This window comes from Bradyrhizobium sp. A5, from assembly GCF_042076515.1.
GTDB classification, from domain to species: Bacteria; Pseudomonadota; Alphaproteobacteria; order Rhizobiales; family Xanthobacteraceae; genus Bradyrhizobium; species Bradyrhizobium cosmicum.
This window is the reverse complement of sequence record NZ_CP148990.1, coordinates 2,181,893-2,207,699: the sequence shown is the minus strand read 5'-3', so window position 1 is coordinate 2,207,699 and position 25,807 is coordinate 2,181,893. Positions and strand designations below refer to the sequence as shown.

At 63.9% G+C, this 25,807-nt stretch carries 25 protein-coding genes; 9 read left to right on the top strand and 16 right to left on the bottom strand.

The genetic code is table 11. From position 1 onward, the window contains the following. Nucleotides 1-62: 62 nt before the first annotated feature. The gene (locus WHZ77_RS10425) at nucleotides 63-302 is read right to left on the bottom strand and encodes a hypothetical protein (RefSeq protein WP_375313592.1); all 240 of its coding nucleotides are present in this window, start codon (nucleotides 300-302) and stop codon (nucleotides 63-65) included. A 49-nt stretch (nucleotides 303-351) separates the two neighbouring features. Here WHZ77_RS10425 and WHZ77_RS10420 point away from each other — a divergent pair, with 49 nt between their 5' ends. After that, on the top strand, nucleotides 352-654 hold the full coding sequence (locus tag WHZ77_RS10420) for a hypothetical protein (RefSeq protein ID WP_375314699.1): 303 nt from the start codon (nucleotides 352-354) through the stop codon (nucleotides 652-654). 178 nt (nucleotides 655-832) lie between these two features. Then, nucleotides 833-2,026 carry a CaiB/BaiF CoA transferase family protein gene (locus WHZ77_RS10415; RefSeq protein WP_375313591.1) on the top strand — a complete coding sequence of 398 codons (1,194 nt, stop codon included), beginning with the start codon at nucleotides 833-835 and terminating at the stop codon, nucleotides 2,024-2,026. Nucleotides 2,027-2,104: 78 nt separating this feature from the next. On the opposite strand, the gene WHZ77_RS10410 is transcribed toward WHZ77_RS10415, so the two are convergent. The 4 genes from WHZ77_RS10410 to WHZ77_RS10395 all read right to left on the bottom strand — a co-directional run bounded on the left by WHZ77_RS10410 (nucleotide 2,105) and on the right by WHZ77_RS10395 (nucleotide 6,663). Continuing rightward, entirely contained in the window at nucleotides 2,105-2,995 is an 891-nt protein-coding gene (locus tag WHZ77_RS10410) for an outer membrane protein (RefSeq protein WP_375313590.1), read from the bottom strand. Nucleotides 2,996-3,440: 445 nt separating this feature from the next. Next, nucleotides 3,441-4,958, bottom strand: coding sequence for a tripartite tricarboxylate transporter permease (locus WHZ77_RS10405; protein ID WP_375313589.1), 1,518 nt, complete (start codon nucleotides 4,956-4,958; stop codon nucleotides 3,441-3,443). Between the two features lie 11 nt (nucleotides 4,959-4,969). Beyond that, a complete protein-coding gene (locus WHZ77_RS10400) occupies nucleotides 4,970-5,512 on the bottom strand; it encodes a tripartite tricarboxylate transporter TctB family protein (RefSeq protein WP_375313588.1) in 543 nt (180 codons plus the stop codon). A 176-nt stretch (nucleotides 5,513-5,688) separates the two neighbouring features. Then, nucleotides 5,689-6,663 carry a Bug family tripartite tricarboxylate transporter substrate binding protein gene (locus WHZ77_RS10395; RefSeq protein ID WP_375313587.1) on the bottom strand — a complete coding sequence of 325 codons (975 nt, stop codon included), beginning with the start codon at nucleotides 6,661-6,663 and terminating at the stop codon, nucleotides 5,689-5,691. A gap of 367 nt (nucleotides 6,664-7,030) precedes the next feature. Here WHZ77_RS10395 and WHZ77_RS10390 point away from each other — a divergent pair, with 367 nt between their 5' ends. Then, nucleotides 7,031-7,468 (top strand): prepilin peptidase, encoded by a 438-nt coding sequence (locus WHZ77_RS10390; protein ID WP_375313586.1) that lies wholly within the window; start codon nucleotides 7,031-7,033, stop codon nucleotides 7,466-7,468. Then, nucleotides 7,465-7,644 (top strand): hypothetical protein, encoded by a 180-nt coding sequence (locus tag WHZ77_RS10385; RefSeq protein ID WP_375313585.1) that lies wholly within the window; start codon nucleotides 7,465-7,467, stop codon nucleotides 7,642-7,644. The genes WHZ77_RS10390 and WHZ77_RS10385 overlap by 4 nt, the downstream gene beginning before the upstream one ends. A 43-nt stretch (nucleotides 7,645-7,687) precedes the next feature. On the opposite strand, the gene WHZ77_RS10380 is transcribed toward WHZ77_RS10385, so the two are convergent. Both WHZ77_RS10380 and WHZ77_RS10375 read right to left on the bottom strand, forming a co-directional pair. Continuing rightward, the gene (locus WHZ77_RS10380; protein WP_143840931.1) at nucleotides 7,688-8,485 is read right to left on the bottom strand and encodes an enoyl-CoA hydratase/isomerase family protein; all 798 of its coding nucleotides are present in this window, start codon (nucleotides 8,483-8,485) and stop codon (nucleotides 7,688-7,690) included. Between the two features lie 92 nt (nucleotides 8,486-8,577). Next, on the bottom strand, nucleotides 8,578-9,777 hold the full coding sequence (locus WHZ77_RS10375; RefSeq protein ID WP_375313584.1) for a pyridoxal-phosphate-dependent aminotransferase family protein: 1,200 nt from the start codon (nucleotides 9,775-9,777) through the stop codon (nucleotides 8,578-8,580). 216 nt (nucleotides 9,778-9,993) lie between these two features. Here WHZ77_RS10375 and WHZ77_RS10370 point away from each other — a divergent pair, with 216 nt between their 5' ends. Beyond that, a complete protein-coding gene (locus WHZ77_RS10370; protein WP_375313583.1) occupies nucleotides 9,994-13,005 on the top strand; it encodes an FAD-binding and (Fe-S)-binding domain-containing protein in 3,012 nt (1,003 codons plus the stop codon). After that, nucleotides 12,998-13,426, top strand: a complete 429-nt coding sequence (locus WHZ77_RS10365; protein ID WP_375313582.1) for a heme-binding protein — start codon at nucleotides 12,998-13,000, stop codon at nucleotides 13,424-13,426. The genes WHZ77_RS10370 and WHZ77_RS10365 overlap by 8 nt, the downstream gene beginning before the upstream one ends. 321 nt (nucleotides 13,427-13,747) lie before the next feature. Here WHZ77_RS10365 and WHZ77_RS10360 read toward each other — a convergent pair whose 3' ends face one another. Further along, nucleotides 13,748-14,530, bottom strand: coding sequence for an enoyl-CoA hydratase/isomerase family protein (locus WHZ77_RS10360; RefSeq protein WP_375313581.1), 783 nt, complete (start codon nucleotides 14,528-14,530; stop codon nucleotides 13,748-13,750). A 166-nt stretch (nucleotides 14,531-14,696) separates the two neighbouring features. Here WHZ77_RS10360 and WHZ77_RS10355 point away from each other — a divergent pair, with 166 nt between their 5' ends. Next, a complete protein-coding gene (locus tag WHZ77_RS10355; RefSeq protein WP_375313580.1) occupies nucleotides 14,697-16,079 on the top strand; it encodes a caspase family protein in 1,383 nt (460 codons plus the stop codon). Here WHZ77_RS10355 and WHZ77_RS10350 read toward each other — a convergent pair. From WHZ77_RS10350 to WHZ77_RS10325, 6 genes are all read right to left on the bottom strand, one after another. Continuing rightward, a complete protein-coding gene (locus WHZ77_RS10350; RefSeq protein WP_375313579.1) occupies nucleotides 16,052-18,166 on the bottom strand; it encodes a molybdopterin-dependent oxidoreductase in 2,115 nt (704 codons plus the stop codon). The genes WHZ77_RS10355 and WHZ77_RS10350 overlap by 28 nt on opposite strands. A gap of 155 nt (nucleotides 18,167-18,321) precedes the next feature. Further along, nucleotides 18,322-19,128 carry an SDR family NAD(P)-dependent oxidoreductase gene (locus WHZ77_RS10345; protein ID WP_375313578.1) on the bottom strand — a complete coding sequence of 269 codons (807 nt, stop codon included), beginning with the start codon at nucleotides 19,126-19,128 and terminating at the stop codon, nucleotides 18,322-18,324. A 21-nt stretch (nucleotides 19,129-19,149) separates the two neighbouring features. Then, entirely contained in the window at nucleotides 19,150-20,442 is a 1,293-nt protein-coding gene (locus WHZ77_RS10340; RefSeq protein WP_375313577.1) for a TRAP transporter large permease, read from the bottom strand. Next, the gene (locus WHZ77_RS10335) at nucleotides 20,433-20,981 is read right to left on the bottom strand and encodes a TRAP transporter small permease (protein WP_375313576.1); all 549 of its coding nucleotides are present in this window, start codon (nucleotides 20,979-20,981) and stop codon (nucleotides 20,433-20,435) included. Before WHZ77_RS10335 ends, WHZ77_RS10340 begins: the two co-directional genes overlap by 10 nt. Nucleotides 20,982-21,045: 64 nt before the next feature. Continuing rightward, nucleotides 21,046-22,017 (bottom strand): TRAP transporter substrate-binding protein, encoded by a 972-nt coding sequence (locus tag WHZ77_RS10330; RefSeq protein WP_375313575.1) that lies wholly within the window; start codon nucleotides 22,015-22,017, stop codon nucleotides 21,046-21,048. A gap of 90 nt (nucleotides 22,018-22,107) precedes the next feature. Beyond that, a complete protein-coding gene (locus tag WHZ77_RS10325; protein ID WP_375313574.1) occupies nucleotides 22,108-22,278 on the bottom strand; it encodes a hypothetical protein in 171 nt (56 codons plus the stop codon). A 321-nt stretch (nucleotides 22,279-22,599) separates the two neighbouring features. Here WHZ77_RS10325 and WHZ77_RS10320 point away from each other — a divergent pair, with 321 nt between their 5' ends. Further along, complete coding sequence (locus WHZ77_RS10320; protein WP_375313573.1) at nucleotides 22,600-23,376, top strand: cyclase family protein; 777 nt, start codon at nucleotides 22,600-22,602, stop codon at nucleotides 23,374-23,376. Between the two features lie 10 nt (nucleotides 23,377-23,386). On the opposite strand, the gene WHZ77_RS10315 is transcribed toward WHZ77_RS10320, so the two are convergent. Further along, entirely contained in the window at nucleotides 23,387-24,115 is a 729-nt protein-coding gene (locus WHZ77_RS10315) for a Crp/Fnr family transcriptional regulator (RefSeq protein WP_151649121.1), read from the bottom strand. Nucleotides 24,116-24,621: 506 nt separating this feature from the next. Beyond that, nucleotides 24,622-25,335 (bottom strand): helix-turn-helix domain-containing protein, encoded by a 714-nt coding sequence (locus WHZ77_RS10310; protein WP_375314698.1) that lies wholly within the window; start codon nucleotides 25,333-25,335, stop codon nucleotides 24,622-24,624. Between the two features lie 149 nt (nucleotides 25,336-25,484). Here WHZ77_RS10310 and WHZ77_RS10305 point away from each other — a divergent pair, with 149 nt between their 5' ends. Then, a complete protein-coding gene (locus WHZ77_RS10305) occupies nucleotides 25,485-25,802 on the top strand; it encodes a c-type cytochrome (protein ID WP_375313572.1) in 318 nt (105 codons plus the stop codon). Nucleotides 25,803-25,807 lie beyond the last annotated feature (5 nt).

Genomic DNA, 25,807 nt, shown 5'->3' with positions numbered 1-25,807 from the left:
GGCGGGTCTCTAGCGATCGTAATTAACATTCAGATTAAAGAAATGTATCATAAGTAATGTTATCAAACAGATCGCGCAGCGGCCAGCCGCGCGACGCCATCGGCTATCGACGGCGCGGCCTCGCCGGCGGCCGTCGACAGGTTGAGCCATTTGGAAGCCTCGACGATGTCCTGTGGCACGCCCTGGCCGCGGTCGTAGAGCAGGCCCAGTGAGTATTGGGCATCCGTATGTTGCCGGCACCAAGGGCGACCGAGGTGGCCAATGGACTCTCGACCATCAAATCCTGTAATGCTGCGGGCCAAGGGCTAAGAATGCAGGTTCCGCCTGCGGGTATGATCTATGAAGGAGATCATGAAACTAGGCCCAATTTCAGCCGGTCTGATCGGCGTCCTCGCGGTGCCCGCCGGGCTGGATCGTCTGCCCATCGGAGAACAGCTTGTGATGGCCGGGAAAGCGAATGCGGACGACAGCGGCAAGGCGGGACGCGCGCCCTCCATGCCAATGGCCCGCGATCCTTCCGCCGCGGTGGCGGAGGAGTACGAAGCCGTCCGTCAGAAGGGAACGCGGGAGGCGTTCGAACTCTTCCTTGCGCGCCACGGCGATGACCCGCTGGCTGAGCAGGCGCGGGCCGAACTGAAGCGCCTGTCGCGCTGATCCCCTTCACGCAGCGCTGCAAACCGCGTCAGGCCAGACCCGTCAGGCCAAGACCCCGTCATGCCAAGACCCCCGTCAGGCATTGCATTTCGACAGACGGCATCCGCGTCGGCCCAGACTTGCCGCCTGATGTTTCGGCACTATGGTGACCCCTCAATCCGTCCCGGAGCTTTTCACTATGCCCTTTCCGCATGCCTCGGAAGCCCTGTCGCGCTTCACTGTGCTCGATCTGACCCGTGTCCGGTCCGGGCCCACCTGCGTGCGGCAGCTGGCGGACTGGGGCGCCACCGTCATCAAGATCGACGCGCTGACCGAGGATTCCGGCGGTGAGCAACCGGGCGGGCCGCGGCACGGCTCCGATTTCCAGAATTTGCACCGCAACAAGCGGGCGATGACGCTGAACCTGAAGGACGCGCGCGGCCTCGCCGTGTTCAAGCGCCTCGCCGCCAAGGCCGACGTCGTGGTCGAGAATTTCCGGCCCGATGTGAAGAAGAAGCTCGGGATCGACTATGAGAGCCTGCGCGAAATCAATCCGCGCATCGTCTATGGCAGTATCTCCGGCTTCGGCCAGGACGGCCCCTATCACAAGCGGCCGGGCTTCGATCAGATCGCGCAGGGCATGGGCGGGCTGATGTCGATCACCGGCGCGCCGGGCGAAGGGCCGATGCGGGTCGGGATTCCCGTCGCCGATCTCACCGCCGGCCTGTTCTGCGCCATGGGCATCCTCACTGCGCTGCTCGAACGCGAGGTTTCGGGCAAGGGCCAGTGGGTGCAGACCTCGCTGCTGCAGGCGCAAATCTTCATGCTCGACTTCCAGGCAGCCCGCTGGCTGATGGAGAAGGAAGTGGCCAAACAGGCCGGCAACAACCACCCGACCAGCATCCCGACCGGCGTGTTCAAGACCTCGGACGGCTACATCAACATTGCCACGACAGGCGGACGGATCTGGGAGCGCTGCGCACAGGCGATCGGCGCGCCGGAGCTCTACAGCCATCCCGATTATGCGACGGCACCGGCCCGCTCCAAAAATCGCGACGCGCTCAATGCCGAGATCGAGAAGCGCACGCTCACGAGGTCGACCGAGACCTGGGTCAAGGAATTGAACGACGCGGGCGTGCCCTGTGGGCCGATCTATGCCATCGACCAGATGTTCGACGATGCGCAGGTCAGGCATCTCGGCATTGCGCAGGACGTGCCAAACGACGAGAATCGCCACATACGCCTGGTCGGCCAGCCCGTGACGCTGTCGCGCACGCCGAGCAAAATGGTGGCGCGGCCGCCGGAATTCGGCGAGCAGACCGACGAAGTGCTGAAGGAGTTCGGTTTCGGCGCGGACGAGATCGCCAAGCTCAGGGAGGCCAAGGTGGTGTGAGCACCTCACTTGGCCTCGTCAGCGAAAAAGCCCGGCGCTTGCGCCGGGCTTTTTCACTCGGGACTTAGCGCAGGGCGCTCAGGTGCCGCTGAAGCGGTAGTTCACGCCGAAGCGCAAAATGTTGTCGGTGATGTGCGAGCGATAGCCGACGACCAGCGGCGCACCGCTGAGCGCGATCACGGGGGTGGTCAGCGAGCCCGAGACGGTTCCGAGATCGACGTAGAGATATTCGAGCCTGGCGCTCCAATTGTCTGCGAACGCACCTTCGATGCCGACGCCTGCGCTCCAGCCGACCTTGGTCGTGCTGCTGCTGAAGCTTGCCGCAACAGGCGTGAACGTTCCGCCGTCGGCACCCGGGGTACCGCCGACATTGATCGCATTCCCGCTGCCCGAAGTGGAGACACGGCCGTAAGCCAGACCGCCGGTCCCGTAGAACAGCACGCGCGGCGTCACGGCGACGCCGAGCCGGCCACGGACGGTGCCGAACCAGTCGAGCTTCTGGGTGAGATTGAATGCGACCGGCAGCGCGGGATCGAACGTGTTGTCGCCGCGATGGCCCGGCGTACAGACGCCGTCCTGCAAACCGGCCGGCGCGCCGGCGCACAGCGCGTCGATACTGCCCTTCTGGCCGCTGCCCTGGAAATCAGCCTCCAAGCCGACGACGAACATGTCGCGCTGCCAGTTGAAACCGATCTGTCCGCCGCCGGTGACCCCGTTGAGATCGAACGTGCCGGCGCTCGAGCTCAGCAGCGCGCCGCCTCCGCTGTCGATGAAGTCCGCCGTCGTCCCCGAGCGGCCCCAGCCATAGCCGATGTTGAGACCCGCATAGAAGCCGCTCCAATTGTATCCAGGATCGACGGCCACCGGCGGCGCCTTGGTATAGATGCGCGGCACCGCCATATCGGCGGCGAAGGCACGCGGTGCGAACAGCATTCCGATCGCAGCCGCAACCAGCAAAGTTCGTGTCATCAGATTTCCCTCGATAAGCGGCGTTGCACCTGCTCGCGCAAGGCGCGGGCGATTCCGTGCGGCGACACTAGGAAAGCGCGCACCGCTCCGCGTCCTGCGTTCGAAGGTCAGCCGTTTGGAGGACGCAGGCAGCCGATCGCGCGCGGAAGAAACGCGCGGGCCATCCGGGCGAACGTAAAATCGCAGCTATTTCAGCGCGGTTGGATGATCTGGATGAATTCCGCGGACTGGCGCCATAGCCTCAAAAGCCGCTCGATGCAGACTGCTTCGCGGTCCAACCAGTAAAGATCACGCCGTGGATGTGGCACGATCGCAACAAGATGCTGATCGATCGTCAGCGTGGTGGCGCTCCCGAGGCCAGCCGGTGCGAACGTCGGGGCGTGTGGCGCTCCAGACTACGGCGACATCACTCCCTTATGTGATTGAATGCAATAATTTTTCGGGGTTAGCGCGATGTCGCTTTGGTCCCTTGCGTCAATCCGACACGGGCAAGCAAGCCATCGATCACCGGCCAGAACAGCAGCACAATCGCCAAGGTTGTAATGGAGCCGACAAGGCCGTTCGACCAGAACACCTTCAGGTTCCCGCCGGAGCCGATCATCGAGAGACGGAATGCATCCTCGGCTCGGTTGCCGAGCACGAGCGCCAGCGTGAACGGCGCAAGCGGAATACCGATCTTCTTGAAGACGTAGCCGACGACACCGAAGCCGAGCATCAGCCAGATGTCGAACATCGCGTTCTGGATCGCATAGGCGCCGATCGCGCAGGACACCACGATCATCGGCGCCACCGCTGCGAACGGCACGCGCAGGATCGAGGCGAAGATCGGCACCGTCGTCAGCACCAGCACGAGGCCGACGACGTTGCCTAGATACATTGAGGCGATCAGGCCCCAGACGAAATCCTTGTGCTCGACGAACAGCAGCGGGCCCGGATTGAGCCCCCACACCATCAGGCCGCCGAGCAGGATCGCAGCCGTGCCGGAGCCGGGAATGCCGAGCGCCAGCATCGGCAGCAGCGCCGCAGTGCCGGAGGCATGCGCGGCTGTCTCCGGTGCGAACACGCCCTCGATGCGGCCCTTGCCAAAGCTCTCGGGATCCTTCGAAAAGCGCTTGGCGAGATTGTAGCCCATGAAGGACGCCGCGATCGCGCCACCCGGAGTGATGCCGAGCCAGCAGCCGATGAAGGAGGAGCGTAGCAGCGTCACCCAGTATTTCGGCAGGTCCTTCCAGACGCTCAGCACGACGCGGAGCGAGATACTCGCCGCATGCCCCCGCAACGCCAGACGTTCCTCCATCGTCAGCAGGATCTCGCTGATGCCGAACAGGCCGATGACGGCGACGAGGAAGTTGATGCCACGGAGCAGCTCGGACGAGCCGAAGGTCATGCGCAGATTGCCCGATACCGTGTCCATGCCGATACCCGCGAGCAGGAGCCCGAGCGACATCGAGATGACCGTCTTGTGCTTGGCCTCGCGCCCGAGACCGACGAAGGAGCAGAAGGTCAACAGATACACCGCAAAGAACTCGGGCGGGCCGAACTTCAGCGCAAAGGACGAGATCATCGGCGCAAGGAAGGTGATCAGGAGCACCGCGACCAGTGAGCCGATGAAGGAGGACGTGAACGCCGCGGTCAGGGCCTCCGCCGCCCTGCCCTGCTGCGCCATCGGATAGCCGTCGAAGGTCGTCGCGACCGACCAGGCCTCACCGGGAATGTTGAACAGGATCGAGGTGATAGCGCCGCCGAACAGCGCGCCCCAGTAGATGCAGGACAGCATCACGATCGCCGAGGTCGGGTCCATCGTGAAGGTGAGCGGCAGCAGGATAGCAACGCCGTTGGGGCCGCCGAGGCCCGGCAGCACGCCGACGAAGACGCCGAGCACCAGCCCGACCATCATCAGCACGAGCGTTTTCCACGTCAGCAGGACGGCGAAGCCGTGAAGCAGGAGACCGAAAGCTTCCATCGCGGGCCCGCCTAGTGGCCGAAGGCCGCTTCGAGCGGCCCTTTCGGCATGATGACGTCGAAGGCGATGTCGAAGGTAACGAACATGATCGCCGTGAACACGAAGGCGGTGAGCAGCGACTTCCAAAGCGCGATCTTGCCGATCGCGCGCATGAAGCTCGCAATCAGCAGGAAGCTTGCGACATAGAGGCCAAGGAACTGCGTCACCAGGCAGAACAGCAGCGTCGGCACGAACACCGCCATCACACGGCGCGCCTGCGCGCGTGTGACGAAGCTCTCGGACGATGCACGCCGCGCGACGAGCGCCGTCACCAGGCCGTAAAGGCTGCCGCCGCCGAGGATGACGGAGAGATAGAACGGGAAATAGCCGGGCTCGGGCCCGGTCGAATCCCAGGAGGCGCCGGTGCGCCAATTGTCGTAGCCGAGCGTCGCAGCCAGCGCGAGCAAGAGGATGCAGACGAATATTTCGATCGTGCCTGAACTGACGACGGAGGGCGAGTCCTCTTCAGGCGCGGTCGGATCGTCGACGACGATTTCAAGATCGGTTTGGGACATGAGCTGCTTGCAAAAGCCGGAAGTGATATCACCTCGCCCCGCTTGCGGGGAGAGGTCGGCGCGAAGCGCCGGGTGAGGGAGACTCTCCGCGAGTCCGTCTGCCACTGTCTTCGAGGAAGGGTCCCCTCACCCCTGCCCTCTCCCGTAAGAACGGGGAGAGGGAGAAGGGAGATCGCTCACTTCGCGACGAATCCGGCTTCCGTCATCAGCGACTTGTTGACGGCATCGTCCTCTTCGAGGAATTGCACCATGTCCTTGCCGGTGAGGAAGATCGGCTTCAACGCCTGCTTTTCCATGTAGTCCTTGTACTCGGCGGTCTGCGTCACCTTGTGGAACAGGTCGACATAGAACGCCTGCTGCTCCGGCGAGACCTTGCCGGGCAGGAACATCGCGCGCAGCATCAGATACTGGACGTCGACGCCCTCCTCCTTACAGGTCGGGATGTCGGCCCAGGACTGCGTGTCCGTCACCTTGCTGGTGTAGGATATCCGCTCCTTGTCGAACACGCAGAGCGGCCGCACCTGGCCGGCGCGCCAGACCTCGAGATTTTCGGATGGATTGTTGACGTTGGATTCGGTGTGGTTGCCGACGAGCTGGGTCGCGGCCTCGCCGCCGGACTTGTAGGGCAGATAGGAGAATTTCGCGCCGGTCTTCTGCTCGAGGAACACGGTCAGCACGTGATCCTCGCGCTTGGAGCCCGTGCCGCCCATCTTGAACGGCGCGCTCGCCGCCTTGGCGGCTGCGACGAATTCCTTCACCGTCTTGGGACCTGCGCTGTTGTCCCACAGCACGAACTGGTCGAGCGCGATCACCGAGACCGGGGTCAACTCACGCCAGTTGAACGGAATCTTCGCCGACAGCGGCAGCATGTAGATCAGCGAATAGGCGATCAGCACCTTGTTCGGATCGCCCTCGCTGGACTTCATGTACATCAGCGCTTCCGCGCCCGACGCCCCGCCCTTGAGCGAGACGACGATCGGTTGCTTCATCAAATTGTTCTTCTGGATCGCGGCCTGCATCATCCGCGCCATCTGGTCGGAGGCGCCACCCGCGCCCGCCGCCACCACGATCTCGACGGGCTTCGTCGGTTCCCAACCGGCAAAAGCGGGCGCTCCATAGAGCGCGGCGGCCAGCGTGATCGCGGCCTTCATTCCATGTCTCACGCGCGTCTTCCCCCAAATTTTTGACTATGTTCTTGTTCAGATTGGCAATTCGCGAAGTCGGGCAAATTGCATTGTGCGGGCGAATGCCAGCCAGTTCAAGCGGGGCCGGCACCGCTCCGCTTATGACTTTGGAATGAGATCGATTGCAAGCACGCCGGCCGGATCTCGAGCCTGGAATAGAATCATCTTCGAGAAACTGTCTGCTCTTTGGCGGCTGAAAGATAACTTGTCATAGCTTTATGGGACAAAGTCCGAGAGGCCGCCGGAAGGATCGGCAGATTGGAGCCGACATGATCACTGGTTCCACGTCGCTTCCGTGAAGGGCGGGATTTCCGTAGAAGCTACCAGATATGATATGCACTACTTAGATCAGGATCCCGCTCAAGGGAAACCAGAGGTAATCCAAAGCGGCTTGGTTTTCGCTTTTGCAGTATTCGTGGTCGTTCTCGCGAGCCTCATGATCGCGCCGGGCGCGGACGGGCTGTTAGGTGCATATCTCGCAACTTTGATGTTTGCCATCGCCTGCAACGATGCCCGCCACTACCTCATCCCAAACGAGCTGACCGCCACGGCTTTCGGACTTGCTGTGTTGCGCGTTGGAGTAACCATGCCCAATTCCAGTGCATCATCCATGCTCTGGATGGTCTTCCGGGCCTCTGCGGTAGCTCTGCCGTTGTTGCTTCTCTTGTTGTTCTATCGCCATTGGCGAGGCCGAGAGGGATTGGGGCTTGGGACGTCAAGCTTGGCGCCGTTGCCGGTGCCTGGCTCGAACTCCCGACAGCAGCTGCGGTGATCGAGCTGGCAGCGCTTTCAGCGATTGCCGCCTATATCGCAAATGCTGCAATGCAAAGGCGGTCGTTGCGGGCGACGGCATTCCTGCCGTTCGGACTTTTTATGGCACCCGCTATCTGGATCGGCTGGCTGAGCGAACAATTGCTCTTGCGTTGGGGATATCTCTGGCCCGGTTGACTTCGCGAGGTCTGCGAGAAACGCGGAGACGTAGCGTCGCGCGCTACTTGCCCTTCCAGTTCGGCGTGCGCTTGTTGAGGAAAGCGTCCATGCCCTCGCGGAAATCTTCGCTCATATAGGCCTTGAGGATCAGGTCCTCGCCTTCCTCGCGCGACAGCGTACGGCGGATGCGGCGCACCGCTTCCTTGGTGGCTTCGAGAGTGAGCGGCGCGTGGCTCGCGACCAGCTTTGCGGTCTCGTCGGCGCGGCGCTGCAGCGTCTCGACGTCAGGCACGATTTCAGTGAGCAGGCCGAGCGCGAGCGCCTCGGGGGCCTCGACCAGGCGCGCCTTGAAGATCATATCCTTGGTGCGGGCGGGACCGACCAGCGAGACGATGCGGCTGATGTTCGACATCGACAGGCAATTGCCGAGCGTCCGCGCGATCGGAAAGCCGATGCGGGTCGTCTCGGTGCCGATACGGAGATCGCAGCAGGCCGCAATGCCGGCGCCGCCGCCCGTGCAGGCGCCCGCGATAGCCGCGATCACCGGCACGCGGCACTGCTCGAGCGTCCCGAGCACGCGGTCGATGCGAGCCTCGTAGTCGAGCGCATCCTGCGCGGTCTTGAAGGCGCGAAACTGCGAGATGTCGGTGCCGGAGGCGAACGCCTTGTCGCCGGCGCCGGTCAGGATCAGTGCCTTGATCGAACGGTCGGCGTTGATCTCGGTACAGATCTCCGCCATGCGATCATACATGGCGAAGGTCATGGCGTTGCGCGCCTGGGGGCGGTTGAAGGTGATCCGCGCGATGCCGTCCGTGACGGAGTAGAGCAGGTCTTCGTTGGTCGTCGTCGGTGCGTTCATCGCGCGCTCACTTTCTAGTTTGATTCAGGCCACCTGAGTCTTCAGGCGACCTGAGCCTTCAGGCGACTTGGGCCTTTAAGCGACTTGGGCCTTTAAGCGACTTGGGCCTTCGCCATCGGCACCACATCGCGTCCCTTCAGGACGTCCATGGCCGCCAGCACGCCGCCGCTCCGGTGCGGAATCTTTGCAAGATCCAGGCCCATCTCGACGCCTGCGAGCGTCCCCATCAGCATCAGATCGTTGAAATGGCCGATATGGCCGATGCGGAACACCTTGCCCTTGACCTTGTTCAGCCCGGTGCCAAGCGACATGTCGAAGTTCTCCAGCACCACCTTGCGGAAGGCATCGGCATCGTGGCCGTCAGGCACGCGCACACCGGTCAGCGCCGGTGAGTGAGCGGCGGGATCGGCGCATTGCGTCTCCAGGCCCCAGACCTTGACTGCCGCGCGGGTGGCCGCGCTATGGCGCTTGTGTCGGGTCCAGACGTTCTCCAGCCCCTCCTCCTCCAGCATCTTGACCGCTTCGCGCAGGCCGTAGAGCAGGTTGGTCGCGGGCGTGTAGGGGAAGGTACCGAGCTTGTTGAAGGTGATGACCTCCTGCCAGTCCCAATAGGAGCGCATGCCGGGGTTGGCCTTCGCCACCGCGAGCGCCTTCTCCGAGACAGCGTTGAAGCTGAGGCCCGGCGGCAGCATCAGGCCCTTCTGCGAGCCGGCGACCGAGACGTCGACGCCCCAGGCATCATGCTCGTATTCCATCGAGCCGAGGCCGGAGATGGTATCGACCATCAGCAGCGCCGGATGCTTGACGCGGTCGAGCAGCTTGCGCACCTCCAGCGGCGGCGTCACGCAGCCGGTCGAGGTTTCGTTGTGCACGACGCAGACCGCCTTGATCGCGTGCTGCTTGTCGGCAGTCAGGCGCTTCTCGATCTCGGCGAGGTCGGCGCCATGGCGCCAGTCGCTCGGGATGAAGTCGACGTCGATCTTGAACTTTTCGGCGATGCCGCGCCACAACACGGCGAACTGGCCGGTCTCGCACATCAAGACCTTGTCGCCGGGCGCGAACACGTTGACCATTGCCGCTTCCCAGGCACCGGTCCCGGACGAAGGGAAGATGATCACGGGCTGCTTGGTGCGGAACACCCGCTGCATCGCGGCCAGCACGCCGAAACCGAGCTCGGCGAACTCTGGACCCCGATGGTCCAGCGTCGGCATGTCCATCGCCCGCAGCACGCGGTCGGGCACATTGGTCGGTCCTGGAATCTGTAGGAAATGCCTTCCAGTATGCACGGTCATCGGCGTCCTTCCCGGTCTTGAATCTGTCTTTGAGCCTGTCTTGGCTTGCGTCTGTCGGCCTCGATCGTCAGGCCCTGGCGAGCCGCTCGCATATCATTATTCGCCGGGCTTGTCCCTCGCCCGGTGGGGTCCGTCAATGCACAAGAAGCAGAGCTCGCCTTGCCAAGGCGCGCGCCGGTAGGCAAGACGGGGGCGACGAACAGGCGAGAGTTGACCATGGCGGCTGAAGTGGCCGGAAAATCACAGGAATCGGCCAGAATGGACGGCCTGGCGGCGCGTTTGGCCCGGGAGATTACGGGCGACGTCCTGTTCGACCCGTTCAGCCGCGGCCGTTACGCCACCGACGCCTCGTTCTACCAGATCGTGCCAGCAGGCGTGGTGGTGCCGCGCAGCATGGACGAAGCCTTGCTGTCGCTGGCGATCGCCCGCGACGAGGGCGTGAAGGTCACCCCGCGCGGCGGCGGCACCTCGCAATGCGGCCAGACCGTCAATGACGGCCTGGTGGTGGACCTCTCGAAGCACCTCAACCGCATCCTGTCGCTCGACGTCGAAAGCCGCACCTGCGTGGTCGAGCCCGGCATCGTGCTCGACGACCTCAATCGCCAGCTCAGGAAGCACGGCCTGTGGTTTCCGGTCGACGTGTCCACGGCCTCGCGCGCCACCATTGGCGGCATGGCCGGCAACAATTCCTGCGGCGGCCGCAGTCTGCGCTACGGCACCATGCGCGACAACACACTGTCGATGGAGGCGGCCCTCGCCGACGGCACACTCAGCCGCTTCGGCGAGGTGTCGCGCGATCTCTCCGAGATCGACGCAAGCGACAGCGCACGGGCCCTGTTCCGCGACATGCTCGATCTCGGCACGCGCGAGGCCGACGAAATCGCCGCGCGCTTCCCACAGGTGCAGCGCCGCGTCGGCGGCTACAATCTCGATGCGCTGGTGCCGCGCAACGCGCCCAACAACATAGCGCATCTGCTGGTCGGCTCCGAAGGCACCCTGGCCTTCACCACCAAGGTCGAGCTGAAGCTGTGGCCCGTCATCCGCAACAAGGCGCTCGGAATCTGCCATTTCGGCAGTTTCTATGAGGCGATGGATGCGGCCCAGCACCTCGTCAAGCTGAAGCCGATCGCGGTCGAACTGGTCGACCGGACCATGCTCGCGCTCGGCCGCGACATCGCGATGTTCCGCCCCATCATCTCCGCAGCGATCAAGGGCGATCCGGATGCCGTGCTGGTCGTGGAGTTCGCGGAAGAAGACCAGGCCGACAATCTCTTGCGCCTCAAGCAACTCGGCGAGCTGATGGGCGATCTCGGCTTCGGCTGGACCAACGACAAGCGCAAATGGGGCGGCGTGGTGGAGATCACCGAGCCCGCGCTTCAGGGCGGTATTGCCGATTTCCGCGCCGCAGGCCTCAACGTCATGATGTCGATGAAGCAGGAGGGCAAGCCGGTCTCCTTCGTCGAGGACTGCGCCGTGCCGCTGCCGCATCTCGCCGACTACACCGCGCGGCTGAACGAGGTGTTTGCAAAGCACGGCACCAGCGGCACGATGTATGCTCATGCCTCGGAGGGCTGCCTGCACGTGCGCCCCGTGCTGAACCTGAAGCTGGAGAAGGACGTCAAGGCGATGCGGGCCATTGCCGAAGAAGCCTTCGCGATGGTGCGCGAGTACAAGGGCTCGCATTCCGGCGAGCATGGCGACGGCCTGGTGCGCTCGGAATTCCACGAAGCCATGTTCGGCGAACGTCTCGTCGCCGACTTCAAGGAAGTGAAAACGCGCTTCGATCCCGACGGCGTTCTCAATCCCGGCAAGATCGTCGATGCGCCGAAAATGGACGACCGCTCGTTGTTCCGCTTCAAGCCCGGCTATCGCGTCACTGACCTGAAGACGAAACTCGACTGGTCCGCCTATCCCGGCGCCGGCGGCGGCTTCCAGGGCGCGGTCGAGATGTGCAACAACAACGGCGCCTGCCGCAAGCTGGAGGGCGGCGTGATGTGCCCGTCCTACCGCGCGACACGCAACGAGAAGGACGTCACGCGCGGCCGCGCCAACACGCTGCGGCTCGCGATCTCCGGCCAGCTCGGCGCGGGCGCACTCTCCTCCGACGAGATGATGGAGACGCTGAAACTCTGCGTCTCCTGCAAGGCCTGCCGCCACGAATGCCCAACCGGCGTCGACATGGCCAAGATGAAGATCGAGGTGCTGGCGGCGCGCACCGCCTCCCACGGACTGACATTGCGCGACCGGCTGGTCGGCTACCTCCCCCGCTACGCCGGCCTTGCGTCGCGCTTTGCGCCGCTGGCGAATTTCCGCAACCGCAGCCCGCTGCTGCGAAAACTGTTCGAGCGCTTTGCCGGCATCAGCGCACGCCGCGCCCTGCCCGCCTTCCGCAGCGACGTGTTCGTGCCGCCGGCCGCCAGCGTCGGTCCACCGACCGGCCGCGAGGTCGTGCTGTTCGCCGACACCTTCAACCGCATCTACGAGCGCGAGAATCTCGACGCTGCGCTGCGTGTGCTCACGGCAGGCGGCTATCGCGTGCACTTGCCGAAGCCCGCGAACGGCAGCCGCCCGCTGTGCTGCGGCCGCACCTTCCTCTCCGCCGGCCTCGTCGACGAAGCCAGATCCGAGCTCGATCGCCTGGTGGCCGCTTTCGCGCCATTCGCCGCGCGCGGCGTGCCGATCGTCGGCCTCGAGCCGAGCTGTCTCTTGACGCTGCGCGACGAGCTCGCCTCGCTGCGCAAGGACGACGACGCCAGGGCCGTCGGCGCCCATGCTCTGACCTTCGAGGAGTTTCTGGTGCGCGAGGCCGAGGCCGGAAGGCTGCAACTGCCGCTCGGCGCCATCGCCGACAAGGCCGTGGTGCACGGCCATTGCCATCAAAAATCCTTCGGCGCCTTCAAGCCGGTCGAGCAGGTGCTGCGCCTCGTCCCTGGCCTTGCGGTCGAGACCATCGAGTCGAGCTGCTGCGGCATGGCCGGCGCCTTCGGCTATGGCGCAGACACCTATGACGCCTCGATCGAGATGGCCGAACTGTCGCTGCTCCCCGCCGTGCGGCGCGCGGATCAGGCAACGCTGGTCGTCGCCGACGGCACCTCCTGTCGGCACCAGATCCACGATGGCACAGAGCGCGAGGCCCTTCACGTCGCGCGCGTGCTGGCCATGAGCCTCGATCGTGCCAAGACCAAATCCACAACCCCTCCCGCCACGAAGGAACCCAGCCATGGCTGACCTCACACTCGACGCCGCTCGAAAAATCCTCGACGCCGCCTTCGCGAAGGCCATTGAGTTGAAGCTCAAGCCGCTGGTCGTCACCATCCTCGACGCGCGCGGCGTGCTCAAGCTCGCCGCCGCCCAGGACGGCACCAGCCTGATGCGTGCGGAGATTGCACACGGCAAGGCCTATGGCGCGCTCGCCATGGGCATGGGTTCGCGCGCGCTGTATCAGCGGGCGCAGGAGCAGGCCTATTTCATCGATGCCGTAAACACGATTGCGAAAGGCGCGCTGGTGCCGGTCCCCGGCGGCGTGCTGATCATGGACGGCACCACGCTTCTCGGCGCCGTCGGCGTCTCCGGCGACACCTCCGACAATGATGAGGCCTGCGCAGTGGCGGGCATCCAGGCCGCGGGACTGAAGGCCAACGCGGGCTAGGGATGACTATGGGGCGGGTCCGCTTTGGGCTCTTCAAAACCAAAACTGCGAAAACAACCCCATGCACAGTAGACGGGGCCGTCCGCCAGACCCGGCTCACAGATTCGGAAAATCAGTTGACGCGTCGGGCAAAACAGGACCATATTGGCATCATCGGGAAGTGCTGCAGGGTGGGTTAGGCTTGCGGCCGCGCGAAGCGCAGTCCGCATGGCGTAACCCCCCTCTTTGTTTCCGCAGCAACAGACAGTGGTGGGTTACGCCGGTGCGCTTTGCGCATCTGCAGGGCTAACCACCCGACGAACTGCGCGCACCGAACTCCCCTCACCGCCCCGTCCAGACCGGATTGCGCTTTTCGCCGAACGCCTTCAGCCCTTCTTTCGCGTCCTCGGTCATCGCGAGCAGCGCGATCTGGCTTTCGGTGTAGGCGATGCTCTCGTCGAACGACATCGCGGCGATGGCGCGCATGGCGTACTTGCCGCGGCGGATCGCGGTCGGGGACTTGTCGACGATGCGGCCGATCAGCCAGTCGACCTTGGCATCCAGCTCGGCGGCAGGCACGACGTAGTTGAGCAGGCCCGCGGCTTGCGCGGCCTTGGCATCGAACGGCTCGCCGGTGAGCGCCCATTCGTTGACGAGCCGCGGCGGCGCGATGTTCTGCAACAGGCTCAGCACCTGCATCGGGAACACGCCGACCTTCACCTCCGGCAGGCCGAAGATGACCAGGTCCGCCGCAATCGCCATGTCGGTCATGCAGAGCAAGCCCATGCCGCCGGCCATGCAGACGCCGCCGACCCGCGCAATCGCCGGTTTCGTGGCGTTCTGTGACAAACGTAACAGATCGGCATAGTCGACATTTGGTTTGGAATGGTTCATCGCGAAAGCGGCGCCGGAATTCTGCAGATCGGCGCCCGCGCAGAACGCCTTGTCGCCCGCGCCCGTCAGCACGATGACGCGGACGTCCTTGTCGTCATGCGCGTCGCGATAGCCTTTGGTGATGCCGGCGATCACGTCGCCGTTCAACGCGTTGCGTTTCTCGGGCCGGTTAATGGTGATCCAGAACGCCTGCCCGCGCTTCTCGGTGACGACGGCTGTGGTGTCGGTCATGGCACGCTCGCTTCCTTGCTCCCGTTTTGCCGCCATTTGCGGCAGGTGGGGCGGCGCGCGCAAGGGCAAACTGCAACGCTGTGTCACCATAGCGTGTGGGCGCAACTTGGCTTGCCGATTGAATTATGAACTGCGGCGACTATCCTGACTGGAGATTTTATCACCGATGAGCCATTTCATGCGCGCCGCCGTCATGTTGCTGCTGGCAGGCTTGATCGTCGCAAGCGGCGGAGCCGCAAGCCACGCGGCCGACGCGACAAAACTCGCGCTCGTGATCGGCAACGCAAAATATCCTGACAACGAATTCGTTCTGAGCGACGCCGCCAACGACGCCCAGGCCGTCGCCGAGGAATTGAAGCGCGACGGTTTCGTCGTCGACCGACAGAGCAACCTCACGGCCGACGCCATGCGGCAGGCGCTGGATCGCTTCTATGCCCGGATCGAACGCGGCGCTGTCGCGCTGATCTTCTTCGATGGCTTCGGCATCCAGTCCAACCGGCAGACCTATCTGCTGCCGGTCGACGCGCAGATCTGGACCGAGCCGGACGTGTCGCGCGATGGCTTCAGCCTCGACGCCATTCTCGCCGAGATGAACACGCGTGGCGCCGCGATCAAGATCGCGCTGATCGACGCCTCCCGCGGCAATCCGTTCGAACGAAGGTTTCGTCGCTACTCGGCGGGCCTCGCACCGGCGATTGCGCCTGGCAATTCGCTGATCCTGTATTCTGCCGCACTTGGCGCGGTCGTAGCGAACAGCAAGACCGATCGCAGCCTGTTCGTCACCGAGCTGCTGCGCGAGATGCGCGCGCCAAACATCAGCGCCGAGCAGGCATTGACCAACACCAAGAACGGCGTGGTCGCCGCCACCAATAGGGAGCAGGTGCCGTGGTTGTCGTCCTCGCTGACGACGGAGTTCTCGTTCGCAGGCCTGGTGGCAGGGCCGCTGGATACCAAGGGCGCCGATCCGGCGCAAACGAAGCCTGATCCGCAGAAACAGGTCTGCGAGGCTCCGCAAGCAGAGCCTGCCCCAAGCGCCGACGACCTCGCCAAAGACCTTGTCATCGCCGATCTCGCCCGCAGGATCGCGGCCAACGCCGACGATGCCGTCTCTCGCTACAAGCGCGGCCAGGTCTACGCGATCAAGCGCGCCTACGCGCTCGCCATGCAGGATTTCGACGTGGTGATCCGCCGCGATCCCAGGGATGCCGAAGCGCTTAACAACCGCTGCTGGACGCGGGCTGCGACCGGCGATCTGCAAGGCGCCCTCGCCGATTGCAATCTGGCGCTCCAGGGCAATCCCGGATTGAGCGATGCGTTCGACAGTCGCGGGCTGGTCAACCTCAAGCTCGGGCGCACCGCCGAGGCGGTCAAGGACTACACCGATGCGATCCAGCGCAACCCGCGCTCGTCATCCTCGCTGTTCGGCCGCGGTATCGCCACCAGCAGGAGCGGCGGCGAAGGCGCCGCAGACATCGCGCAGGCAAAATCCATGAATCCTGACATCGCGAAGGAATTCGCCGGTTACGGGGTGACTGAGTGCACACCCTGAATGGTCGCAGCCTTCCTGATCCAGACCTTGTTGTCGTGGAACGCTGCCCCGCCGATCGGCGCGATGGTGTCCGCGCCCGTCAGCATGTTGATGCCGCGACCACCGATATGATTCTTGTTGGGATGAACGGACTCCGCGATCAGCACACCGCGCCGCACGCCCTCGAACAGGGTTGCGATCAGGGTGGTCTCGCCGCGGGTATTGCCGAGCGTCACGGCGTCGCCATTGGCGATGTCGAGGGAAGCTGCATCCAGCGGGTGGATCATCACGCTCGCCTTGCCCTCGCGCGCCTGGGATGACGGCGTCTCGTTGAAGGTGGTGTTGAGAAAGCTGCGCGAGGGGCTGGTCGCGAGCCGGAACGGATGAGCCTGGTCGGCGTGCTCGATCACCGCCCAATGATCCGGCAGCGACGGCATCTTGTCGAAGTCGCCCATCGTCTGCCCGAATGGCGGATGCGCCCAATCGGCCTTGAAGTGGAATTTTTTGTCGGCATGGGCAAAGCCGTCGAGATAATGCGAGGTGCGAAAATCCGGTTGCAGGTCGCGCCAGAGGTCGGCCTCGAGGCCGGCGATATCGCCGTGGCTGCTGAGCTTCAGCGTCGCGTCGATCAATTCGCGCGGCGTCATCTCGAAGCCCGGATGCTTCGCCCCGAGCCGCGGCGCCAGCGCCTGCAAGACCTGGTGGTTGGAGTGGCATTCGCCGGGCGGGTCGATCAGCTTCGGCCCCACCGAGATGTGCTGGTGGCCGCCGCCATAATAGAGATCGTCATGCTCCATGAACATGGTCGCCGGCAGCACGATGTCGGCCATCTGCGCCGTCTCGGTCATGAACTGCTCGTGCACCGCGACAAACAGATCCTCGCGCGAAAACCCCTGCCGGACCAGCGCCTGCTCCGGTGCGACCGTCATCGGGTTGGTGTTCTGGATCAGCATCGCCTTGACCGGGCCCTTGCCGAGCAGCGCCTCGGCATCGCCGGTGAGGATGCGGCCGATCTGCGACTGGTCGAGTGCGCGGGTGGTCTTGTCGATGGCGTCGTGGGCTTCGATGATGGTTTCGTTGAAGTGCCACAGCGCGAAATTGTTGAAGAAGGCGCCGCCGCCTTCATACTGCCAGGCGCCGGTCACCGCGGGAATGCAGAGCGCCGCATGCATCTGCATCGCGCCGTTGCGCGAGCGGGTGAAGCCGTAGCCGAGGCGGAAGAAGGTCCGCTCGGTTTCGCCGACCAGCTTCGCGAAGGCCTCGATCTCGGACACCGGCACGCCGCAGATGGCGGAGGCCCATTCGGGCGTGCGCGCCTTCAGATGCGCCTCGAGCTCATCAGGGCAATCGGTGTATTTGTCCATGTAGGCGCGGTCGGCATGACCGTCGCGAAACAGCACGTGCATGACGCCGCAGGCGAAGGCACCGTCGGTGCCGGGGCGCAGGATGATCTTGATGTCAGCCTGCTTCATGGTCTCGTTGTCGTAGATGTCGACCGCGGCGATCTTGGCGCCACGCTCCTTTCGCGCCCGCGCGGCATGCGTCATCACGTTGACCTGGGTGTTGACGGGATTGGTGCCCCAGATCACCACGAGGTCGGAGAGCGCCATCTCGCGCGGATCGACGCCGGCGATCTTGCCAGTGCCGATCGCAAAGCCGATGCGCCCGACATTGGCGCAGATCGTCTGGTAGAAGCGCGAATATTTCTTCACATGCGTGAGGCGGTTGAGGCCGTCTCGCATCACCAGCCCCATCGTGCCGGCATAGTAATAGGGCCAGATCGATTCCGCGCCGAACTCGCGCTCGGCCTGGTTGAAGCGGTGGCCGATCTCGTCCAGCGCCTCGTCCCACGAGATCCGCGCGAACTGCCCGGAACCCTTCGGCCCGGTGCGGCGCATCGGGTGCATCAGCCGTTCGGGGTGATGGATGCGCTCGGCATAGCGGGCAACCTTGGCGCAGACGACGCCGGCCGTGTAGGTCTGCTTTTTCGAACCGCGGACTCGGCCGATGCTACGGCCTTCGACCACCTCGACATCGAGGGCGCAGGCCGACGGACAATCATGCGGGCAGGTCGAATGGCGGATTTCGATCTTGGCGTGCTGGTTCATGTCCCAGTTCGTAACACCAAAATACCGGCCAGCCGAGCGCATTTTGCCGGCAATGCCCATGCGATTTGCTCAAACCGCACCCGCCGCCGGTTCCTATCGCGGCCGCGAAGGACGGCGAGGCTACACAAAAACCACCTATACCCCGAATGGCCGCCCTATTTGTTCAACTGTGTGAGACCGGTCGGCGGGCCGTCGACAGCGGTCCATCCGCCATCGACAAACAGCGTGCTGCCGCTGACATAACTCGCGGCATCCGACGCGAGATAGGCAACGGCGGTGGCGACCTCGTCGGCGCTGCTCCAGCGGTTGAACACGGTGTGGCCGGCGTAAAGATTGTAGATGTCCGGCCGCTGCTTGAACGGACCGGTCAGCGCGGTCTCGGCGATGCTCGGCGCGATCGCGTTGACACGGACGCCGGCATGGCCGACCTCGGAGGCAAAGCCCTTCACCAGCAGCCCGATCGCCGCCTTGGTCGAACCGTAGACGCCAAGGCCAGGCTCGATGGTCACCGCGCGCACCGAGGAGCAGGCAATGATGCTGCCGCCCTTCTGCTCGACCATGATGCGGCCAAAGGCCTGGAAGAACCAGACCGTTCCCTTGACGTTGAGGTTGAGGACGCGGTCGAGATCCTCCTCGGTGTAGTCGAGGATGGTCTTGCGGATGTTGAGCCCGGGCGTCGTCACGGCGATGTCGAGCCGCGGGAATTTCTGCATCACAGCTTTGGCCAGCGCATTGACGTCCGCAGCGCTCGCGGCGTCGCACCCGGCCGCTTCCGCCCAGCCGCCCTCGTCACGAATGCCGGCCGCGGTTGCCTCTGCTGCGTCAAGCGCGCGATCGGCGCAGACGACACGGGCGCCGAGCCCGGCCAGCGCCTCGGCCGACGATTTGCCGATGCCCGATGCGGCGCCGAGCACGACGGCCGTCTTGCCGGTGAGATCGAAGAGCTTGCGATAGTCGGTCACGGACGGATTCTCCCTGTTGTGCTAGCCCTTGTAGCCCATCAGCAGGCGGGGCAGCCACAGCGAGAACGCGGGGACGTAGGTCACAAACATCAGAGCTGCGACCAGCGCGGCGTAGAACGGCAGGATGGTGCGCATCACCGCGCCCACCGAGATGCCGCCGATGGCGCAGCCCACGAACTGCGTCGTTCCGACCGGCGGGGTGTTCAGCCCGAGGGCGCAGTTGATCAGCATCAGCATGCCGAACTGGACGGGGTCCATGCCCGCCTTCATCGCGATCGGCAGGAAGATCGGCGTGCAGATCAGGATGGTCGCCGCCATGTCCATAAACGTGCCGAGCACGAACAGGATCACGTTGATGAGCAGGAAGATGACCCAGGGCTGCGAGGACACCTTGCTCATCACGTCGCCGGCGAAGTCGGCCACCTCGTAGAGTCCCATCAGGTACTGGAACATGGTGGAAACGCCGATCAACAGCAGGACCACGCCCGTCGTCTTCACCGCCTTGGCAGCAGCTCGCAGGAAGTTCGGCAAGGTCATGGTGCGGTAGATGAAGAACGTCAGCAGGATCGTGTAGGTGACTGCGACAGCTGCGGATTCCGTAGCCGTGAAGACGCCGGACAGGATGCCCGCCAGAATGATGCCGACGATCAGGAGGCCGGGCAGCGCGGCCGCGAACGAGCGGAACACCTCGGCCCAGCCCGGGAACTTGCCGGCCGGATAGCCGCGCTTCACCGCGACGGCGTAGGCGGCGACCAGCATGCACACCATCAGAACGAGCGCAGGCAGGAGGCCGGCGGCGATCAGCGCGCCGATCGAGACCTTGCCGCCGGCGGCAAGCGCATAGATGATCATGTTGTGGCTGGTCGGCATCAACGCGCCCACCAGAGAGGCGTGGGTTGTGACGTTGACGGCGTAGTCGGTGTCGAACCCTTCCTTTTTCATCATCGGGATCATCACAGCGCCCATCGCCGACACGTCGGCGACCGGCGAGCCGGAGACGCCGCCGAACAGCGTGCAGGCGACCACGTTCGACATGCCGAGCCCGCCGCGGATGTGTCCGACGAGATTCTTGGCGAGCTGCACGATCTTGTCGGCGACGCCGCCATGCAGCATCAGCTCACCGCTGAAGACGAAGAACGGGATCGCAAGAAACGAGAAGATGTTCATCCCCGACATCATCTGCTGGAAGATGACGGCGACCGGCAGGCCTTCGTAGAGGATGGTGCAGATGGCCGAGAGGCCGATCGCGAAGGCGACCGGTACGCCGAGGATGAGGAAGCCGAAGAAGGAGGCGCCGAGAATGATCAATTCCATGAGGGGACCACCTCTTCGCCGCGCAGGAGAGCGATGATGTGCTCGATGGAGAAGGAGACGATCAGGACGCCGGAAGCGATCAGCGGCGCGTAGCGGATCACCTCGGGGAGACCGAGATTGGGGATCTTCACGGTTCCGACCGAAGCCCCGAGGATCCAGCCATTGTAAGCCATCGCAACCCCGAACACGGCCACCAGAACGTGGATCACAAGCTCGATCTTCTCCCGCACATGGTCCGGCAGCATCACCAGCAAACTGTCCATTCCGATGTGCCCGGCATCGCGCACGCCGACGGCGGCACCGATCAGCGTGACATACAGGATCAGAACCAGCGCCAGGTTCTCCGTCCAGGTCGGGCTGGAATTGAGCACGTACCGTCCGAACACCTGGTAGAACACGATGGTGACGATGACGAGCAGGCCGGTCACGGACAGATACATGCCCGCGCGAGCGACGACGGCGTTGATCCGCGACAGCAGGCCGGTCGACGGGCGCCCGGGCTCGTCCTGCTCGTGGCTTGCGACATGTGGGTCTGTCATTCCAGCGGCTCCTTGCGAGGGTCCGATGCCACCAATCGGCGACGCCGGACCCGACGCACTGGTCTTACTTCGTGTCCTGGATACGCTTGACGAGGCCCTTCAACTTCTCGTCACCCGCGAACTTGTCGTAGACCGGCTTCATCGCGTCGACGAATTCCGCCTTGTTGGCGATCGTGACGACCTGAACGCCGGCCGCCTCGACGGTCTTGCGGGAGGCCTGTTCGCGCTCGTCCCAGAGCTTGCGCATGACAGGCACCGACTCCTTGGCCGCCTTGCGGACCATCGCCTGATCCTCCTTGCTTAGCGTGTCCCAGACCTTTTTGGACATCACGAGAACTTCGGGCGCGAGCGAGTGCTCGGTCACGTTGTAGAACTTGGCCGCCTCGAAGTGACGGGACGACTCATAGGACGGCCAATTGTTCTCGGCAGCGTCCACCAGGCCGGTCTTGAGGGCGGTGTAGACCTCGCCATACGGCATCGGCGTCGGATTGGCCCCGAGGCTCTGGATCATGCCGACCCAGAGGTCGGATTGCTGAACGCGGATCTTCAAGCCCTTGAGGTCCGCGAGCGACTTCACCGGCGCCTTGACCGTGTAGATGGAACGGGCGCCGCTGTCGTAATAGGCAAGGCCGACCAACCCTGCGGGCTCCATGGCCGCCAGGATCTCGTCGCCGATCGGCCCGTCAAGCACCGTGCGCATATGCTGCGTGTCGCGGAAGATGAAGGGCAGGCACAGCGCGATGGTTTCCGGCACGAAGTTGTTCAACGGCGATGCGTTGATGCGCATCATGTCGAGCGCGCCGATCTTGAGCTGCTCGATGGTGTCCTTCTCGGAGCCCAGGGCGCCGTTGGGAAACACCTTCACGCCGAGCTTGCCGCTGCTCGCCGTCGCGAGCTGCTTGCCCATGAACTTGACGGCCTCGACGGTCGGATAGTCGGCGGGATGGATGTCGGCGGAACGGAAATCGCGTGCGGTCGCCAGCGGTGCCGAGACCGCCAGCACAACGGCCGCGACGATACCAATGAGCGTCTTCATCTGGGCTTTCCTCCTGATTTGATTATGTCGTTGTCGGGCAGGTTCTAGGGGCCGCCTTGGGTCGCTCTACTTCAGGTGTAAAGTCAAGCGCTACAAACGCATCACCTTGGTGGGATCGCGCGGCGGTGTCGAGTGGATTTGGCTGGTTGACGACAGAGCGCAGGTCGATGCCGCGCCTCGGCGGCGAGTGCCGGCATCCTTCAATCCCGTCTCGCCATCGGCCAGTGCCGTATGCGAGGTAACGATGCTCGTCGTATCCATGGACGTTCCTCTCGCCTTATACTGACCGCTATTGGCTGCGGCTCGGAGGCTCGGATGAGACGGTCGTCTCATCCTTTCGCGAGCGCACTGCGTCAGCGCGATATCGCCAATGTCGTCCCTAGGGCGGGCGGCATGCCGAGTCCAAGCCAAATCCGGCATCGATCAATGCCGGAGTTGCATCGATCAGTCGGGCGGCGGGCCGGGAAGGCAATCGGCGAATGATGCCGCTTTTCCGAAGCCACTCTCACAGGCGCGTCTTGACGTCGCCGATGCCGGCCCCTCAAGATGTCCGAAACATCAGACCATATCGAGGAAATGCCCATGCCGCGGAAGCTGATCGATATTTCCGTGCCGCTCCGAAACGACGTGACGGCCGATCCGCCGGGCAACCACCCGACGATCCAGTATATCGACCACCAGCAGGGACTGCCGCGGATGCTGCAGTTTTTCGAGGGCCTCAAGGCCCAGGATTTACCGGATGGCCAGGGCTGGGCGGTGGAACAGGTCTCGCTGTCCACCCATAACGGCACGCATCTCGACGCGCCCTGGCACTTCCACCCGACCATGAACCGCGGCGAGCGGTCATGGACCATCGACGAGGTGCCGCTGGAATGGTGCTTTCAGCCTGGCGTGAAGCTCGACTTCCGGCATCTGCCGGATGGATACGTGGCGACCGCCGACGACGTCGAAAGAGAGCTCGAGCGCATCGGGCACACGCTGTCGCCGCTCGAGATCGTGGTGGTCAACACCAGCGCCGGCGCAAAATTCGGCCAGGCCGGTTACGTCAATTCCGGCTGCGGCATGGGCTATGAGGCCACCATGTACCTGCTCGACCGCGGCGTGCGGCTGACCGGCACCGACGGCTGGAGCTGGGACGCGCCGTTCGTCTATACCGCAAAGAAATATGCCGAAACAAAAGATGCCGGCCTGATCTGGGAAGGCCACAAGGCGGGTCGGCACATCGGCTATTGCCATCTCGAGAAGTTGCACAATCTCGACCAGCTGCCTTCGACCGGATTCACGGTCTCATGCTTCCCCGTGAAGATCGAACGCGCCTCCGCCGGCTGGACCCGCGCGGTTGCCATCATCGACAGTTAAGCCCGCACCGTCAGCTGCCGTCCAGGCCGCTTTCGACAAGTTCGCGCAGCGCCTCGGTATCGAGCACGACGATGGCACCATGTTCGAGACGAACCCAGTTGCGTCCGGCCCAGGCGCGCAATTGCTTGTTGATGCTCTCGCGCGTCATCCCGACCATCTCGCTGATCTCCTGCTGCGTGATGGTGAGCGTGCCGCTACCGGAGTCGAACTTGCGCTCTTCGGTGAGACCGAGCAGCGCGCTTGCGAGCCGGCCGGGAAGATTCTGCAGGATCACCTGCTCGACCTGCTGGCTGGTCCAGCGCAGGCGCGCGCAGAGCAGCTCGATGAATTTCATCGCTAGCGCCGGCTGGCTCTTCACGAACGGAAGGAAGTCGCGGCGGTCGATGATGTAGAGCTCGCAATTGGTGTTGGCCGTCGCGTCGGCCGAGCGCGGCGCACCGTCGAGAACCGCGATCTCGCCAAATATCTCTCCGGGACCGATCAGATTGAGAATGGCATTCCGCCCATCGGGCGATGAAGAGGATATCTTCACTGTTCCCGTGATCACGGCGAACAAATTGTTGCCAGGATCGCCCTTGGCGGCGATCGTCGCACCGCGCTTCACCGTGGTGTGCTTCGCATAGCGGCAGAGCTGGTCCAGAGCCTCCGGTTCCAGATCCGCAAAGATCGGATGCTTGCGAAGGACCGATAGTTTGTTGCCCGCCGCTTGTCGGGGATCGCCGGTCTTGTCCTGAGGCACGCCGCTGGGCTCCTAAGACTGCGAGGCACTGGAGTTCCTGCGTAGTCAGTGTTGCCCGGCTTTTCAACCGGAAAGCATGCGCGCTATTTTAGGCAAATGCGGCGGAAATGCCACGGCCGGTCAGCAAGCCGGCACCCAAAGGATGCGCCAATGCGACCCAGTTCATGCAGAGTTGCAGCCAGCGCACGTCGTATTGCGTCGAGGCGCTGCCGGACAGTCGCGAGCCGACCAGGCAAGCCCCGCGGTGGCCACTGCAAATGCGATCGTGGTCTCAGGAGCCTCGGCGCTTGGCGCTCGAGTCGAGCCGGCCTGCGCTGGTTTGGCGGTCTGCCCAAGCCAGAGCCGCGGCAAATGCGACAAAGATAGCTATGACTACGATACTCATCAGCAGCGCGTCCGTCGGCATGATGCCCTCCCCTGGCTGTTTTGGGGGCATTATTGGCAGCACGCGGCGGGCGTCATTGATCGGGATCAAAAATCGGAGGACGCGGCGTCAGGATCGAGGGTCAGGCCGCCGCCAGCGCCTCGACGCGAGCCGGATCGAGCAGGCTGATGCCGCCATGAATGATCTCGATCACCCCATGGCGCTCCAGCTTGGTAAAGGTGCGACTGACGGTCTCGATGGTCAGGCCGAGGTAATCGGCTATGTCCTGCCGACTCATCGGAAGTGGAACCATGTCGGACGATCCCTTGAGCGAGACCAGTCGCTCACGCCAGCCAAGTAGAAAGGTCGCGACCTTCTCTTCCGCCGAGCGTCGGCCGAGCAGAACCATGTGGTCGCGTGCCTGGCTCAACTCGCGGATGGCTAGCTCGTTGATCCGCCGCAGGAGATGCGGTCGGCCCTCGATGAAACGTCCGAAGGGCGCCTTCGCGAACTGGCACACGGTCACCGTGCCGATCGCATCGGCTGAAAAATTGTGGCGGCCGGAAATATTCATCCCCAGGAAATCGCCTGACAACGCGAACCCGACGATCTGCCGCCGGCCGTCGGGCAGCAGCTTGTAGAGCCGCATGACGCCTTCGAGGAGATTGTAGAACGAGGTCGTGATGTCCTCCTCGGAGAACACAGTTTCGCCCGAGCTGAATTGGACGCGACGCCCCAGATGCTCGAATTCCCGGAGCTCGGCTGGGTCCAGCGACGAGCAAACCGCGAAATCGCGGACCGCACAATCGCTACAGAAATGCCCATTTGGCTCGATCGTCACCCCGGAACCCTTCATCACCGCTCCAAGCTCCGGCCGCCCCCGCATCAGGCCGGGTCCACCGTGCGGCTGCATTTTACTGCACTGCGCCAAAGGCGGTTGACTCAAATCAATTTTGGCGGACATCCCCGCCTTATTCTGCTTCCAGAGTTCAGGGGATACCTTCCATGCTGCCAAGCGCGTTCCGCCACGGCCTGATCGGGCTGCTTCTGATCACGCCTGCCTTGGCGGCCCCGACCGCCGAGCAACGCGGCAAGGCCTTCGCGCGGGCCAATTGCGCTCGCTGCCACGCGATCGACCGTACGTCGAAGAGCCCGCTCAAGATTGCACCGCCGCTGCGGACCCTGCACCAGCGTTATCCGGTCGAAGCCCTCGAAGAGGCGCTGGCTGAAGGCATCAACACCGGCCACGCCGACATGCCGGTGTTCGAGCTCAGTCCGGACCAGATCCACAATCTGCTGTCCTACCTGAAGACCCTGGAATAGCCGGC

Coding starts and splice junctions, on each gene's coding strand:
- WHZ77_RS10420 (WP_375314699.1), top strand. CDS start 352: ATGAAACTAGGCCCAATTTCAGCCGGTCTGATCGGCGTCCTCGCGGTG.
- WHZ77_RS10415 (WP_375313591.1), top strand. CDS start 833: ATGCCCTTTCCGCATGCCTCGGAAGCCCTGTCGCGCTTCACTGTGCTC.
- WHZ77_RS10410 (WP_375313590.1), bottom strand. CDS start 2,995: ATGACACGAACTTTGCTGGTTGCGGCTGCGATCGGAATGCTGTTCGCA.
- WHZ77_RS10405 (WP_375313589.1), bottom strand. CDS start 4,958: ATGGAAGCTTTCGGTCTCCTGCTTCACGGCTTCGCCGTCCTGCTGACG.
- WHZ77_RS10400 (WP_375313588.1), bottom strand. CDS start 5,512: ATGTCCCAAACCGATCTTGAAATCGTCGTCGACGATCCGACCGCGCCT.
- WHZ77_RS10395 (WP_375313587.1), bottom strand. CDS start 6,663: ATGAAGGCCGCGATCACGCTGGCCGCCGCGCTCTATGGAGCGCCCGCT.
- WHZ77_RS10390 (WP_375313586.1), top strand. CDS start 7,031: ATGCACTACTTAGATCAGGATCCCGCTCAAGGGAAACCAGAGGTAATC.
- WHZ77_RS10380 (WP_143840931.1), bottom strand. CDS start 8,485: ATGAACGCACCGACGACGACCAACGAAGACCTGCTCTACTCCGTCACG.
- WHZ77_RS10375 (WP_375313584.1), bottom strand. CDS start 9,777: ATGACCGTGCATACTGGAAGGCATTTCCTACAGATTCCAGGACCGACC.
- WHZ77_RS10370 (WP_375313583.1), top strand. CDS start 9,994: ATGGCGGCTGAAGTGGCCGGAAAATCACAGGAATCGGCCAGAATGGAC.
- WHZ77_RS10365 (WP_375313582.1), top strand. CDS start 12,998: ATGGCTGACCTCACACTCGACGCCGCTCGAAAAATCCTCGACGCCGCC.
- WHZ77_RS10360 (WP_375313581.1), bottom strand. CDS start 14,530: ATGACCGACACCACAGCCGTCGTCACCGAGAAGCGCGGGCAGGCGTTC.
- WHZ77_RS10355 (WP_375313580.1), top strand. CDS start 14,697: ATGAGCCATTTCATGCGCGCCGCCGTCATGTTGCTGCTGGCAGGCTTG.
- WHZ77_RS10350 (WP_375313579.1), bottom strand. CDS start 18,166: ATGAACCAGCACGCCAAGATCGAAATCCGCCATTCGACCTGCCCGCAT.
- WHZ77_RS10340 (WP_375313577.1), bottom strand. CDS start 20,442: ATGGAATTGATCATTCTCGGCGCCTCCTTCTTCGGCTTCCTCATCCTC.
- WHZ77_RS10335 (WP_375313576.1), bottom strand. CDS start 20,981: ATGACAGACCCACATGTCGCAAGCCACGAGCAGGACGAGCCCGGGCGC.
- WHZ77_RS10330 (WP_375313575.1), bottom strand. CDS start 22,017: ATGAAGACGCTCATTGGTATCGTCGCGGCCGTTGTGCTGGCGGTCTCG.
- WHZ77_RS10325 (WP_375313574.1), bottom strand. CDS start 22,278: ATGGATACGACGAGCATCGTTACCTCGCATACGGCACTGGCCGATGGC.
- WHZ77_RS10320 (WP_375313573.1), top strand. CDS start 22,600: ATGCCGCGGAAGCTGATCGATATTTCCGTGCCGCTCCGAAACGACGTG.
- WHZ77_RS10310 (WP_375314698.1), bottom strand. CDS start 25,335: ATGAAGGGTTCCGGGGTGACGATCGAGCCAAATGGGCATTTCTGTAGC.
- WHZ77_RS10305 (WP_375313572.1), top strand. CDS start 25,485: ATGCTGCCAAGCGCGTTCCGCCACGGCCTGATCGGGCTGCTTCTGATC.